Source organism: Rahnella sp. ChDrAdgB13, from assembly GCF_017655185.1.
Lineage (GTDB): Bacteria > Pseudomonadota > Gammaproteobacteria > Enterobacterales > Enterobacteriaceae > Rahnella > Rahnella contaminans.
This window is the reverse complement of sequence record NZ_JAEMGT010000062.1, coordinates 1-14,522: the sequence shown is the minus strand read 5'-3', so window position 1 is coordinate 14,522 and position 14,522 is coordinate 1. Positions and strand designations below refer to the sequence as shown.

Sequence of the window (14,522 nt, the reverse complement as noted above, 5' to 3'; positions counted from 1 at the left end):
GATTACAGCCCCATTTTGACCAGTTTCGGCAGGTTGGCTTTATCCAGACTCTCGGTTTCGTTGCCCAGAATGGTGCGCGTGGCTTCATCGACTTTCACTTTGCCCATGCCTTCAATGGTCATGCCGTCAGTGATTTTTTCGCCTTTTTCCAGCTTCTCGGCGATGCGCACAAAGACTTCACCGGCCACCATCGGGTTCCAGATAAAGCCGCCTTTGATGGCACCGGCTTTCACCAGGCTTGCACCCTGACCCGGACTGAATGGCCCGAAGACGCAGACATCATCGGTTTTGCCGCGGTTAAGCACCGCACGGCCTGCGCCGATCGGTCCTTGTGAACCGATCGCCAGAATGCCTTTCAGGTTGGCGTCTTTAGACATCAGGTCGTTGGTGGTACGGATACTGTCATCGAGTGATTCGCCGACACCGAATTTGTCGCCGACCAGATGCATGTTCGGATAATGTTCTTTTTGATAATTGATGGCCGCATCGGCCCATTTCTGATGCAAAGGCACAGTCAGGCTGCCGACATACACCGCGTAATCGCCTTTTTCTTTCATACATTGTGCGAGGGCGATCATGTGGTTAATGCCGTGCTGCGTGGCATCGACCATTTCGAAATCCCAGTCGGCATATTTCTGATCTGGCGATTCATGCACAATGACTTTGATGCCGGCGTCGTGTGCGCGTTTCAGCACCGGCTCCAGCACGCGGGCATCGTTTGGCACCACGCCGATCACATCTACTTTTTGCGCAATCAGATCTTCAATCGCACGCACCTGCAACGCCGGATCCGCGCTGGTTGGCCCGACCTGCCACGCATCTATCCCGCGTTTGGCCGCTTCACTTTTGATCCCGGCTTCCATTGCGTTGAACCAGGCGTTACCGCCGACTTTCACCACCACGCCCATGCGAATTTTATCGGCCGCGTGTGCCGACAGGGACAACATGGCTGTCGCGAACAGGCAGGCAAGAACGGATTTCTTGATCATGTTTACTCTCCTAGGAGGTCAGTTATGTGCCGCAGCTAACGGACCGTTGCGGCTGTTTTTAGTTTTTTTCTGTAGGGGTGACGGAGAAACTTCAATCACGTTAACGTTGCTCCAGGCCAGTTCCTGGCGGAATTCTTCATCCTCCAGATGGTCTGTTATCAGTGTGTCGATTTCCCGGTAGTGGCAGATCCGCGCAAAAGAGCGGCGGCCGAATTTGCTGGAGTCAGCCAGCAAAATTTTGTGCTCGGAGGAAAGCAGCATTTGCTGTTTCAGCCGCGCGTGATGCTCATTGCTTTCACGGATGCCGCCTTCGTGGCTGATGCCGTGACAGGAGAAAAACAGTTTATTGATGACGAACTCTTTCAGCATTTGCTCGGCCAGCACGCCGACAAAATCTTCGTATTTCGCCGAGTATTCACCGCCTAAACCGATGGTGCGCACATTGGCTTTCACCGACAGCGTCTGGATGATCTGCACTGAGTTGGTCAGCACCACCAGCTGAATATCGGGCAACTGACGCGCCAGATACCAGCTTGTCGAACTGCTGTCGAGCAGCAGACAGTCACCCGGATTAATCAGCTGCAATGCGCGTTTGGCGATGCGCGTTTTGCTGTCAGGCGACTGATTACTGCGGTCACGAAACGATTCGCCCTGTTCAATCTGCGACGGTACATAGGTTTTTTCGCCCGCCGAATGTTCCGTAAAGACCGCGCCGCCGTGGCTGCGTAACAGCACGCCGCGCTTTTCCAGCAGCGCCAGATCCCGCCGCGCCGTTTCCAGCGAAATACGGCATAACTGCGCCACTTCCTGCACCAGAATGCGTCCGCGCTGGGTGAGAATTTCGGTAATAAAACGATGTCGCTCTACTGGCAGCATGTGGTGATTCCTCTTTCCCGATGTCAAACAGGATACGCAGCCCGGTGGTTGTGGAATGCGCAGTGCCTCAAACGCGGCTGTGTGCATTTTTTGCCACCGCCGTCATGTGATATTTGTCACGAAAAGCTGAGAAAAGATGAAATGTTAAAGTTTGGATCTGTGGCGGGAACGGCATTAAATCGTCATTTGCGTTGCAACAAGACAGCAACAGTTTTGCAAACGGTCACAATTCCTCGTGGTTTCTCATGACCGGTTATGACCGTTTGTGTGGAGTTGACCGTTTGGACATAAAAAAAGCGCCTTAAGGCGCTTCTGCATCCGAAGAAAGTATTATCTCCCACCCGCCAGATCGAGAAAGCTGCCGGTGACGTAGGAGGAGGAATCGGAGAGCAGCCAGTAAATCGCCTGCGCCACTTCTTCCGGCTGGCCACCGCGCTGCATCGGCAGATTGGCCTTCACGCGATCGACGCGTCCCGGCTCACCGCCGCTGGCGTGCATTTCGGTATAAATCAGACCGGGCCGCACGCAGTTAACGCGAATACCGTACGCCGCCACTTCCAGCGCCAGACCGGTGGTCAGGGTATCCACCGCCCCTTTTGACGCGGCGTAATCAACATATTCGCCCGGCGCACCCAGACGGGCAGCCGCGGAAGAGACATTCACAATCGTCCCGCCCTTTCCGCCGTGCCGGTGCGACATGATTTTCACCGCCTCGCGGCAGCACAGGAAATAGCCCGTCACGTTGGTGGACAGCACTTTATTGATGCGTTCAGCGGAGAGATTTTCAATGGTGGTCTGCTGGAACAAAATCCCGGCATTATTCACCAGCGCGGTGATTGTCCCGAGTTCTTCGCCCAGGCGTTTAAACATCGCGACCACCTGCGTTTCGTCGGCAATATCAGCCTGAAGCGCAATGGCTTTGCCACCGGCCTGTTGAATTTCATCGACGACAGATTGTGCAGCGGTTTCGTTATTCAGATAGTTGACGCCGACGGCGTAACCCTGCTGCGCGAGGAGGATCGCGGTTGCACGGCCGATACCGCGGCTACCGCCGGTGACGAGAGCGATTTTCATTGAATACTCCAGTGGGATCTTAAATTCAAAAACACAGGGGGTTTATCTTTTAGAAAACGTAATTGGCGTGCTCAAAATTCAGCTGAACGGAGCGGCTTCAAGACCTATGGCTTGAAGGCCAAGAGAAGTCAGTGCGAAGCACCTGAATCTACGCCACTCACTATTTTAACAAAGCATGTCCATCGTAAATGCGACAGCGCAGAGTGAAAAAACGCAGGATTGTTAAGGGGCGCGTTTACGCCCCTTAACCCGGTGTGGGCCGGCGCCCACGCCCCTGATTTAGACGTTAGCTGAGGCCGCAGATAATGGCGGCCTCAGTCAAAACGAGTCTTACTCGTAATCTGACATCGGCACACATGAACAGAACAAATTCCTGTCCCCGTACACGTCATCCAGACGTTTCACGGTCGGCCAGTATTTGTTGTCGTACCCGGCCGGGAATACCGCCACTTCGCGGGTGTACGGATGGCTCCAGTCGCTGACCAGCTCATTCTGCACGTGCGGTGCATTCACCAGCGGGTTGTCTTCCAGCGGCCATTCGCCTTTCGCTACGCGGTCGATTTCACTGCGGATTGCCAGCAGCGCATCGATAAAGCGATCCAGTTCCACTTTGCTTTCTGATTCGGTTGGCTCAACCATCAGCGTGCCGGCAACCGGGAAGGACATGGTCGGGGCGTGGAATCCGTAGTCGATCAGGCGTTTAGCGATATCCATTTCGCTGATACCGGTGGTTTCTTTCAGCGGACGGATATCCAGAATACATTCGTGTGCCACACGACCGTCGCGGCCAGTGTAGAGCACCGGATACGCGTCCTTCAGACGGGTAGCGATGTAGTTGGCGTTAAGGATAGCGACCTGGCTGGCTTGTTTCAGGCCTTCCGCGCCCATCATACGGATGTACATCCAGCTGATTGGCAGGATTGACGCGCTGCCGAACGGCGCCGCAGAAACCGCACCGTTTTGCGTCAGCACGCCGTCAATCTGTACCACGCTGTGACCCGGAACAAACGGTGCCAGATGCGCTTTCACACCAATCGGCCCCATGCCCGGACCGCCGCCGCCGTGCGGGATACAGAAGGTTTTGTGCAGGTTAAGGTGCGAGACGTCAGCACCGATGTAACCCGGCGTGGTGATGCCGACCTGTGCGTTCATGTTCGCGCCGTCGAGGTAAACCTGACCGCCGTACTGATGCACAATCTGGCAAACTTCACGGATAGTTTCTTCGTAAACGCCGTGCGTTGACGGGTACGTCACCATGATACAAGACAGTTCGTCACCCGCTTTCGCCGCTTTCTCACGCAGGTCGCTCAGGTCAATGTTGCCTTGCTTATCACAAGCCACCACCACCACGGTCATACTCGCCATCTGTGCAGATGCCGGGTTGGTGCCGTGTGCTGAACTTGGGATCAGGCAGATGTGACGACCACTTTCGTTACGGCTTTCGTGGTAACGACGGATGGCCAGCAGACCCGCATATTCACCCTGCGCGCCGGAGTTTGGCTGCATACAGACAGCGTCGTAACCGGTGAGCTGAACCAGCCATTGTGACAGCTGACCGATCATTTGCTGATAACCGCCCGCCTGTTCTGTCGGGCAGAACGGATGCAGTTCGGCGAATTCCGGCCAGGTTATCGGGATCATTTCTGCCGCAGCATTCAGTTTCATGGTGCAGGAACCCAGCGGGATCATCGCCTGATTCAGCGCCAGATCCTTTTTCTCCAGACGGTGCATATAACGCATCATCTCGGTTTCGCTGTGGTACTGGTTGAATACCGGATGGGTGAGGATCGGATCCACACGCAGCATGGCCGCAGGAATCGAGTTGCTGTCGGTCGATGCGGCATTGTCCAGCTTGTCGATATCCAGACCGTTATCGTCACCCAGCAGGGCAGCGAAAAGCACCTGAACGTCTTCGCGGGAGGTCGCTTCGTCGAGCGTGATACCGACTGCGCCGTGAATGTCAGTACGCAGGTTCAGGCCGAAGCTCAGCGCGCGTTCCAGCACGGCGGCTTTGTCTTTGACTTCAACAGTCAGTGTATCGAACCAGGTGTTATGACGCAGCGTCAGACCGCCCTGTTTCAGGCCAGCGGCCAGGATGTCGGTCAGGCGGTGAATGCGTGACGCAATGCGTTTCAGGCCTTCAGGGCCGTGGAATACCGCATAAAGGCTGGCAATATTGGCCAGTAAAACCTGCGAGGTACAAATGTTGGAGTTGGCTTTTTCGCGGCGGATATGTTGCTCGCGGGTTTGCATCGCCATGCGCAGGGCTGTTTTACCTGCAGCATCGCGGGAAACGCCGATGATACGGCCCGGCATGGAGCGTTTGAATTCGTCTACGCAGGCAAAGAATGCCGCGTGCGGACCGCCGTAACCCATCGGTACGCCAAAGCGTTGCGCCGAACCAAAGACGACGTCTGCGCCCTGCCTGCCCGGTGCGGCCAGCAGCACCAGCGCCATAATATCAGCGGCAACGCTGGTGATAATTTTGCGGGATTTCAGTTCGCCCAGCAGCGCAGTGTAATCGTGCACTTCGCCGGTAGTGCCGACCTGCTGTAAAAGCACGCCAAACACGCCTTCCAGTTCGAGCACTTTTTCAGCTTTATCAACGATGATGTCAAAACCGAACGTTTCCGCACGGGTGCGAACCACGTCCAGCGTTTGCGGATGCACGTCATCCGCCACGAAGAAGCGGTTAGCATCTTTCAGTTTGCTGGCGCGTTTTGCCAGCGCCATCGCTTCTGCCGCAGCGGTTGCTTCATCGAGCAAAGAAGCAGAAGCCAGATCCAGACCGGTCAGATCTAATGTCAGTTGCTGGAAATTCAGCAACGCTTCAAGACGGCCCTGCGACACTTCCGGCTGATACGGAGTATACGCGGTATACCAGCCCGGATTTTCCAGCATATTGCGCAGGATAACCGGCGGTGTCAGCACCGCGCTGTAACCCATACCGATGTAGGATTTATAGCGCTGGTTCTGGCTGGCAATGGCTTTCAGCTCAGCCAGCGCCTGATGTTCCGTCACGGCATCACCGACGGCCGGTGGCCCCGGCAGCTGAATATCGACCGGAACGATCTGCTGGATCAGCGCGTTTAACGAGTCTGCACCGACCGTATCCAGCATCTGTTGCTGCTGCTGAGAAGACGGACCAATGTGACGGCCGATAAAGGCTTCGTTGTTTTCGAGTTGGCTGAGAGTCTGAGTCATTTGCTACGCATTCCTGAAATCTGCTGGAGGTGTCTTGGGATACTGACAAAAGCTACGGGTCTTGAATTCACCCCGCAAACGGGTTGCGGGGCGGGCATTGCAGTCCTGATTATTCGTCTACAGAAGCAGCATAGGCTTCTGCATCAAGCAGATTAGCCAGTTCGCTTTCGTCTGACGCTTTAATCTGGAACAGGAAACCTGCGCCGTACGGCTCGCTGTTGACCAGTTCCGGAGAACCTTCCAGTTCGCCGTTAACCGCAACGATTTCGCCGCTGACTGGAGAATAAATATCGGAAGCCGCTTTAACCGATTCCGCCACGGCGCAGTCTTCACCTGCGGCGACTTCACGGCCCACTTCTGGCAAATCAACGAAAACCATGTCGCCCAGTAATTCCTGCGCGTGTTCAGTGATACCTACGGTGTAAACGCCGTTGCCTTCTGAACGTACCCACTCGTGGGAAGAGGCATATTTCAAATCTGCTGGAACATTGCTCATTATATTTTCTCCAAAAAAGTGCTTAATTCAGCGTTAACTGGATAATTTTATCTCAAATTTTTACTGCGCCAGCGGTTTGCCATTGCGGACAAAACCTGGTTTGGTGACTTTCACCGGCATTTCGCGGTTACGGATTTGCACAATGGCGTGCTCGCCAATGCCTGCCGGAACGCGTGCCAGAGCAATACTGTAGCCGAGCGTCGGAGAAAATGAGCCGCTGGTAATCACGCCTTCCAGCGTGTTGCCCGCGCTGTCGGTGAATCGCACCGGCAGTTCGTTACGCAATACGCCTTTCTCTGTCATCACTAAACCGACCAGCTGTTCGGTGCCCTGCTCGCGCTGTCTTTCCAGTGCGTCACGGCCAATAAAGTTGCGGTCTTCAGGTGCCCAGGCGATGGTCCAGCCCATGTTGGCTGCCAGCGGTGAAACGCCTTCGTCCATTTCCTGACCGTAAAGATTCATACCCGCTTCCAGACGCAGCGTGTCGCGCGCGCCCAGACCGGCAGGTTTCACGTCTGCTGCCAGCAGTTTCTGCCAGAAATCAGCAACCTGTTCTTGCGGGAGTGCGATTTCATAACCCGCTTCACCGGTATAACCGGTGGTGGCGATAAACAGGTCACCCGCCTGAACGCCGAAGAACGGCTTCATCCCCGCGACCGCTTGTTTTTGTTCAGCGGTAAACAGGGTTTCTGCTTTTTCCTTTGCATGAGGGCCCTGCACGGCTACCAGCGCTAAGTCATCACGCACGGTCAGTTCGATGCCATACGGTTCTGCATGCTGCGAAATCCATGCCAGGTCTTTCTCCCGGGTCGCGGAGTTCACCACCAGGCGGAAATAGTTTTCGTTGAGGAAGTAAACGATCAGGTCGTCGATCACGCCGCCGGACGCATTGAGCATGCCGGTATAAAGCGCTTTACCGGGAACGGTGAGTTTGGCGACATCATTCGCCAGCAGGTAACGGAGGAATTCACGGGTACGGGCACCGTGCAGATCAACGATGGTCATGTGCGAGACGTCAAACATACCGGCATCCTGACGCACAATGTGGTGTTCATCCAGCTGAGAGCCGTAATGCAATGGCATCATCCAGCCGTGGAAATCGACCATACGCGCGCCACACGCAACATGTTGTTCATAAAGCTGAGTCTGCTTAACCATCTTATTCCTCATTTAATTAAGTGCATAAACAGCACACCGCGCAAACGATACCCTTTGCTCGAACTTACCACTGAATAAGCTCACTAACCATAAGTTAAAATATGCAGAGCGGGATAAACGTCAGTGATTTCACAAGGGCATTGTGCAGAGTTTTTGACTGGTAAACTGGGGTTTGTGGCGCAAAATCTACAAATAAACATCAAAAATATCGATGTTATATAACGACAAGGCCAGATTTCTCACCATTTGCAGAATGAGAAATCCGGCCCCGGATTAGAAAATGTAATGGAAAAACCGAGCTGAAATTAGATTATTTCAATCGAAGTAAATCGTCCTGTAACCACTCCGGTAAATCATTCAGCCCCATCGCCTGACGCACCAGTTTTGGTTTCACGCCCGGCAGAGAATCCGCCAGCGTAAGACCAATATCGCGCAGCAGTTTTTTGGCAGGATTGTCACCGGCAAACAATTCGCGGAAGCCCTGCATACCCGCCAGCATCAGCGCGGCGCTGTGTTTGCGGCGGCGCTCGTAACGACGCAGGTACATATGCTGGCCGAAATCTTTGCCTTCTTTTTGCAGGCGTCTGATTTCCGATGCCAGTTCTGCGGCATCCATGAAACCTAAATTGACGCCCTGTCCTGCCAGCGGGTGCACGGTGTGCGCGGCATCACCGACCAGCGCCAGACGTTGTCCGGCAAAGCTGCGGGCATAACGGCCGGTCAGCGGGAAGGTCAGGCGCTCACTTTCAACGGTACAAATACCCAGGCGCAGGTCAAAAGTGCTGGCGAGGATTTTGTTGAACTCCTCAGGCTCCAGCGCGCTCAGACGCTGAGCTTCATCCGGCGAAACTGACCAGACGATAGAAGACAAATGCGCATCAGCCAGCGGCAGAAACGCCAGAATGCCTTCGCCGTGGAATACCTGACGTGCAACAGACTGGTGCGGCTCTTCAGTGCGGATGGTCGCCACCAGTGCATGATGGCGATAATCCCAGAATGTCAGCGGAATGTCGGCGTGCTGACGCAGCCAGGACTGGGCACCGTCCGCTCCGACCACTAACCGCGCGCTGAGCTGGCGATCGTCATTAAGGGTGATAAACGCCTCATTCTCGCCCCACGCCACGTTTTTCAGTGTGGCCGGCGCAAGCAAAGTGATGTCGGAAGATTTTTCCGCACGCTGCCACAGGGCGCGGTGGATCACCTGATTCTCAATAATGTGCCCGAGATGACTGAACCCATATTCTTCGCCACTAAATGCAATTTTACCGAAGCTGTCGCGATCCCAGACTTCCATTCCCTGATACGCATTGGCGCGCTGAGCGATGATGTTGTCCCAGACGCCGATATATTTGAGCAGGCGCTCGCTGGCGGCGTTGATGGCAGAAACGCGCAGACCCGGCTGTTCCGGCAATGGCGAATCGAGATCCGGCAGCTGGTTTTCCAGCACCGCAACGCGCAGACCGCTGCCCTGTAAACCACATGCCAGCGCCAGACCGACCATTCCGCCCCCGGCGATAACCACATCAAAAGATTGCATAATTTTTCCTGTAAAGCCCGGAACGGAATTAACGGTCAACCCAGCCGAGCGTCCGTCGGGTAAACGCATCGCGCAACGGCGTGATGCCTTCCATCGCCAGTAAACCCAGATTGCGGCCAACCATTAACGGCAGATAACGGTTGGCAAAGAGGTGGATCAGGCCGTCGGTCACGCCGACGGTCGCCAGCTGATCGGGCTGACGGCGGTTCTGATAATCGCAAAGTACGCGATAACTGCCGACGTCGTTGCCCTGCTTTGCGGCGCTTGCCAGCGTTTCCGCCAGCGTCATCACATCGCGCAGGCCGAGGTTAAAACCCTGACCGGCAATCGGATGCAGCGTTTGCGCCGCGTTACCCACCAGCGCCAGACGATGGCTGATATGGCTGTTGGCTTTTTGTAATTGCAGCGGATAACTGAAGCGTTTACCGGCCTGTTTCATGGTACCCAGCCGCCAGCCAAATGCCTTTTGCAGTTCGCTGAGGAACTTCGCCTCGCTCCAGTGATCAATTTCTTCACGGGCTTCGCGCGGGTGGCACCAGACCAGCGAACTGCGCCCGTCGGACATCGGCAATAAAGCCAGCGGTCCGTTTTGGGTGAAGCGTTCGAACGCGCGGCCGTTATGCGGTTCGCTGGTGGCGATGTTGGCGATGACGGCAATCTGCCCGTAATCCTCGCGCTGCCAGCTGATATTGCAGGCTTTCGCCAGCGAAGAGTGGGAACCGTCGGCAGCGACCAGCAACTGCGCGGTCAGAGTTTCACCGCTGTCGAGCGTGACACTCGCGCTGTCGGTTTGTCTTTGAACATCAACCACTTTTGCCGGGCAATGCACCGTCACGCCGGGAGCTTTGCTGAGCATGGCAAACAAACGGTTACCGACTTCATGCAGCTCAACAACGTGACCAAGCGCTTCGACACCATAATGCCCCGCAGTGAGATTCACAAAAGCCGCATGGCCGCGATCGCTGACGTGAATGTCACGGATAGGCGTCGCGATTTTTGCCAGTGCCGGCCAGATCCCGACGCGCGCCAGTTGCTGGCAGGTTCCCTGCGCGAGCGCAATCGAACGGGCATCAAAACCCGGATGCTCGTGTTCTTGCGGCGCGGTCGCCTCCACCAGATGCACCGGCAGACGCCCCTGCGTCAGCGAGGAAATTGCCAGCGCCAGCGTGGCACCGGTCATTCCGCCACCAACAATCACTATGCTCATAAAGAAACAATGCTCATATTATTTACGTGCCGCCGCCATTAAGGATTCGATATCATCGGCTTCTTTCACCACATCACCGGTAAGAATTTCAATGCCGGTGGAAGTGATCAGAATGTCGTCTTCAATGCGGATACCGATACCGCGATACGCTTCAGGTACGTCAGCATCCGGCGCGATATACAGGCCCGGTTCAACGGTCAGTACCATGCCGGGTTCCAGCGTACGGCTGCGATCAACCGAGCCATAATGACCGACGTCATGAACATCGAGCCCCAGCCAGTGAGATAAACCGTGCATGAAGAACTGGCGATGCGCCTGCTCAGCGTAAAGAGTTTCCACATCACCTTTCATTACGCCCAGTTTGACCAGTCCTTCGATCATGACGCGGACAGCCGCTTCGGTCGCCGCCTGAATACTGCTGCCCGGTCCGAAGACTTCCAGTGCTTTGTATTCTGACGCCAGCACGATGTCGTAGATCTCACGCTGTGCTTTGCTGAACTTGCCGTTCACCGGGAATGTACGGGTGATATCACCGGCATAGCCCTGATATTCACAACCGGCGTCGATCAGCACTAAATCGCCGTCACGCAGCTCACATTCGTTTTCGGTGTAGTGCAGGATGCAGCCGTTTTCGCCACCGCCAACAATCGTGTTGTAAGAAGGATAACGTGCGCCATGACGGTTAAATTCGTGATGAATTTCTCCCTCGAGCTGATATTCAAACATTCCCGGACGACATTTTTCCATTGCGCGGGTGTGTGCCAGCGCAGTGATTTGCCCGGCACGGCGCATAACCGCGATTTCTTCGGCGGACTTGAACAGACGCATATCGTGAACCCACGGACGCCAGTCAGTGACGGTCGCGGGCGCGGCGAAGTTCTGGCGAAAACCTTTACGCAGTTTTTCCATCGCGCGGTTAACGATTTCATCGGCATAGGCATATTCGCCCTGCGCGTGATAGACCACGTCAAGGCCGTTGAGCAGTAGATGAAGCTGGTCGTTGATGTCGCCGAAAGGCAAGGCTTTGGTCACGCCCAGCTTAGCCGGTGCTGCTTCCTGCCCCAGACGGCGCCCGAACCAAATTTCAGCGGTGAGATCACGCACGCGGTTAAACAGCACGCTGTGGTTATGATTTTCATCACTTTTAACCAGAATCAGCACAGCTTCCGGTTCGTTGAAACCGGTGAAATACCAGAAGTCACTGTTCTGACGATACGGGTATTCACTGTCGGCGCTGCGCGGGGCTTCGGGGGCCGCAAAAATTATCGCAGCACTTCCCGGTACCATTTTCGCTAACAGCGCCTGGCGACGGTTCTCGATCTCTTGCTGAGTCATCACTTTCTCCTGAAATCGTTTTAGTTCGTTGTTATTAACTGGGTTCTCGAATTATCAGTGCAACGTGCGGGTATTTTCCGGTGCAGACGGCAGGCTGTGGCCAAATTCGCCAAAGCATAAAATGGCTGCCACGCGGACGTACTCCACCACTTCCTCTAAAGATTGCGCCAGTTGCTCCTGATCTTCATCTTCGTCGTAGCCAAGTTGCGCGATGCTGCGCAAATCATCGATGGCTTCGCCGACTTCGCCTTTCACTTTCGCAAGTTTAGGCTGCATCATGCCAAGGCCGAGCAGGAAATGGTTGACCCAACCGGCGAGGGCGTCGGCACGTTCGAAGACACTTTTGTCGTCATCGGGCATCATCATTTTAAATTCGAAGCTGTCATCTTCCAGCGTATCGGACGTAACTTTACGAAGTTGTTGCAGCAAATCCGCCAGCGTATGCGGGAAGGCCAGGCCTTCATTGGTCAGGTCATGCACCATCGTCAGCCAGCTGCCGTCGCGGTTGCCGCCACACAGTAAGCCACTGATCAGACCGTGCATTTCTGCTGCGGTCAAAGCAACCGATTGTTGTTTCAGGTTTTGATCCAACGAATCGTAAGTAGGGTAAGTATTCTCAATAGACATGCGCATTCGCCATCGTTGGCAGGTTAAGTTCGTGTTATGCTACCACCAAGGTCTGTCGTAGTACCAGATTAGCAGCCCGCAATCAGGCTCAGTTTGGCCTGAATGGCACGCCCTGAACAATCGGGCAGCAGTCAGCCGGTCATGGGGTTGTAACCTGGTATTGAGATAGTTATAGTGGCGCCCGCTTCCAACATCCTGCGCCAGGTCGTAGTGGTCACGTTGGGGCGGACGAATAAATCAGCAGGAAGGTGGCATGTCTGCACAACCGGTAGATATTCAAATTTTTGGTCGCTCGTTACGGGTGAATTGTCCGCCAGAACAACAGGAAGCACTGAATCTGGCAGCTGAAGATCTTAATCAGCGGTTGCAAGATCTTAAAGTTCGCACTAGAGTCACCAATACAGAGCAACTGGTTTTCATCGCGGCATTGAACGTATGTCACGAACTTGCTCAGGAAAGGTTGAAAACGCGCGATTACGCATCCAATATGGAACAACGTATCCGGATGCTGCAACAAACCATCGAGCAGGCATTGCTCGAACAAGGCCGGATCTCTGAACGTGAAGGGGCGCCTTTCGAATAACACACGTTGCTGATGTGGCTCGTCACAGGCCAGTCAGAAGCGGTAAAAAATTTCTCTGAGATGTTCGCCAGCGGGCCCGTCCCCTGAGCCGATAATTAGTACCAACAGAATGTGATGATCCGTAATCGGTGCGCATGCTCGGTTCGTCCGAGAAGCCTAAAGATTGCGACAGCACGTTCACCTTGAACCATGGGTTCAAGGGTTACAGCCTGCGACGGCATCTCGGAGATTCCCCTTTCTTTTCGGTACATCCCTTTCTGGTGTTTGTATCTATGTCGCACACTCCTCTTTTTACTTCTGCCCGACAAAATATTCGCACTGAAATTCGCCAGCGTAGAAAAAATCTGACTGCCGGTCAGCAAACAGAGTTTGCCCTTCAGGCCGCAGATCGCGTTGCCGCGCACCCTGAAATTCAGTCTGCCACCACGATTTCAGTTTTTCTGTCCTTCGACGGAGAGCTTGATACCACACCGCTGATTCAGCGCCTGTGGCAGGAAGGAAAAGAGCTCTGTCTGCCGGTGCTGCATCCGTTTTCCCCTCACCATCTGTTGTTCCTGCGCTATGCGCCTGAAACACCGCTGGTACGCAATCGTCTTAAAATCCTCCAGCCACAACTTGATGTCACACAGGTTGTGCCATTGTCTCAGTTGGATATCATCCTGACGCCGCTGGTCGCGTTTGACCGCCACGGACAACGTCTGGGTATGGGTGGAGGGTTCTACGACCGCACGCTGGAGCACTGGCGGGATGGCGGGCCGTATCCGATTGGCTTAGCGCATGATTGCCAGCAGGTGGACGTCTTGCCGGTGGAGCACTGGGATGTGCCTTTGCCGCAAGTGATCACGCCGGGCAAAGTGTGGACGTGGTGAAGATAGGCTGACTGTTGATACTCCTCTCAGAGAATACTCCCCTCAGAAAATTTCCCTTATACATACCGTTACACGCCGAAACCAATCCCTCACGGACAATAAATTCCGTCATGTCTATTATCTTCTCAACGGCCCCGCAGTGGGGCAGACACATAAACCGATATCTCTGAGGAATTAAACATGAAAAAAGTATTAGCTCTGGTTGTAGCCGCTGCAATGGGTCTGTCTTCTGTCGCTTTCGCTGCTGAAACAACCGCTACTCCGGCACCTGCTGCTGCAACGACCGCTGCGCCTGCGGCCAAGCATGTAACTAAACACAAGACTCACAAGAAAGTCGCTCAGAAAGCGCAGGCTGCTAAAAAACACAAAAAAGCCGCTAAGAAAGCTGCTCCGGTAGCCCAGAAGGCCCAGGCTGCTAAAAAACACGTGAAACACGCTAAGAAAGCTGCTCCGGTAGCTCAGAAAGCGCAGGCTGCTAAGAAACACGTGAAACATGCTAAGAAAGCTGCTCCGGTAGCTCAGAAAGCGCAGGCTGCTAAAAAACACGTGAAACATGCTAAGAAAGCA

The 14,522-nt window shown here is 54.6% G+C and carries 13 protein-coding genes and 1 other RNA gene; 4 read left to right on the top strand and 10 right to left on the bottom strand.

Annotated features, from left to right (window positions below; genetic code table 11):
* Nucleotides 1–2 precede the first annotated feature (2 nt).
* The 10 genes from J8X26_RS16185 to J8X26_RS16140 form a co-directional block, all read right to left on the bottom strand.
* Complete coding sequence (locus tag J8X26_RS16185; RefSeq protein ID WP_206738862.1) at nt 3–989, bottom strand: substrate-binding domain-containing protein; 987 nt, start codon at nt 987–989, stop codon at nt 3–5.
* A gap of 18 nt (nt 990–1,007) precedes the next feature.
* A complete protein-coding gene (locus tag J8X26_RS16180; RefSeq protein WP_152327772.1) occupies nt 1,008–1,865 on the bottom strand; it encodes a DeoR/GlpR family DNA-binding transcription regulator in 858 nt (285 codons plus the stop codon).
* 330 nt (nt 1,866–2,195) lie between these two features.
* Nucleotides 2,196–2,939, bottom strand: a complete 744-nt coding sequence (locus J8X26_RS16175) for an SDR family oxidoreductase (RefSeq protein ID WP_208951394.1) — start codon at nt 2,937–2,939, stop codon at nt 2,196–2,198.
* 330 nt (nt 2,940–3,269) lie between these two features.
* On the bottom strand, nt 3,270–6,143 hold the full coding sequence (gene gcvP, locus J8X26_RS16170; protein ID WP_208951393.1) for an aminomethyl-transferring glycine dehydrogenase: 2,874 nt from the start codon (nt 6,141–6,143) through the stop codon (nt 3,270–3,272).
* A gap of 109 nt (nt 6,144–6,252) precedes the next feature.
* The gene (gcvH, locus tag J8X26_RS16165; RefSeq protein WP_152327769.1) at nt 6,253–6,639 is read right to left on the bottom strand and encodes a glycine cleavage system protein GcvH; all 387 of its coding nucleotides are present in this window, start codon (nt 6,637–6,639) and stop codon (nt 6,253–6,255) included.
* A gap of 60 nt (nt 6,640–6,699) precedes the next feature.
* Nucleotides 6,700–7,797 carry a glycine cleavage system aminomethyltransferase GcvT gene (gene gcvT, locus J8X26_RS16160; protein WP_208951392.1) on the bottom strand — a complete coding sequence of 366 codons (1,098 nt, stop codon included), beginning with the start codon at nt 7,795–7,797 and terminating at the stop codon, nt 6,700–6,702.
* 310 nt (nt 7,798–8,107) lie between these two features.
* Nucleotides 8,108–9,334 carry an FAD-dependent 2-octaprenylphenol hydroxylase gene (gene ubiI / locus J8X26_RS16155; protein WP_208951391.1) on the bottom strand — a complete coding sequence of 409 codons (1,227 nt, stop codon included), beginning with the start codon at nt 9,332–9,334 and terminating at the stop codon, nt 8,108–8,110.
* 28 nt (nt 9,335–9,362) lie between these two features.
* Nucleotides 9,363–10,541, bottom strand: coding sequence for a 2-octaprenyl-6-methoxyphenyl hydroxylase (gene ubiH / locus J8X26_RS16150; protein WP_208951390.1), 1,179 nt, complete (start codon nt 10,539–10,541; stop codon nt 9,363–9,365).
* A gap of 18 nt (nt 10,542–10,559) precedes the next feature.
* Complete coding sequence (gene pepP / locus J8X26_RS16145) at nt 10,560–11,876, bottom strand: Xaa-Pro aminopeptidase (RefSeq protein WP_208951389.1); 1,317 nt, start codon at nt 11,874–11,876, stop codon at nt 10,560–10,562.
* Nucleotides 11,877–11,930: 54 nt separating this feature from the next.
* Nucleotides 11,931–12,503 carry a YecA family protein gene (locus J8X26_RS16140; RefSeq protein WP_101075350.1) on the bottom strand — a complete coding sequence of 191 codons (573 nt, stop codon included), beginning with the start codon at nt 12,501–12,503 and terminating at the stop codon, nt 11,931–11,933.
* Nucleotides 12,504–12,756: 253 nt separating this feature from the next.
* Between J8X26_RS16140 and zapA the strand changes: the two genes are divergently transcribed.
* From zapA to asr, 4 genes are all read left to right on the top strand, one after another.
* Nucleotides 12,757–13,086 (top strand): cell division protein ZapA, encoded by a 330-nt coding sequence (gene zapA / locus J8X26_RS16135; protein WP_013576788.1) that lies wholly within the window; start codon nt 12,757–12,759, stop codon nt 13,084–13,086.
* Between the two features lie 49 nt (nt 13,087–13,135).
* Nucleotides 13,136–13,319: non-coding RNA, 6S RNA (gene ssrS / locus J8X26_RS16130), on the top strand.
* 39 nt (nt 13,320–13,358) lie between these two features.
* Entirely contained in the window at nt 13,359–13,955 is a 597-nt protein-coding gene (locus J8X26_RS16125; protein ID WP_208951388.1) for a 5-formyltetrahydrofolate cyclo-ligase, read from the top strand.
* 180 nt (nt 13,956–14,135) lie between these two features.
* Nucleotides 14,136–14,522: acid resistance repetitive basic protein Asr (asr, locus tag J8X26_RS16120; RefSeq protein WP_208951387.1), on the top strand; the 387-nt coding region annotated here is incomplete at its 3' end.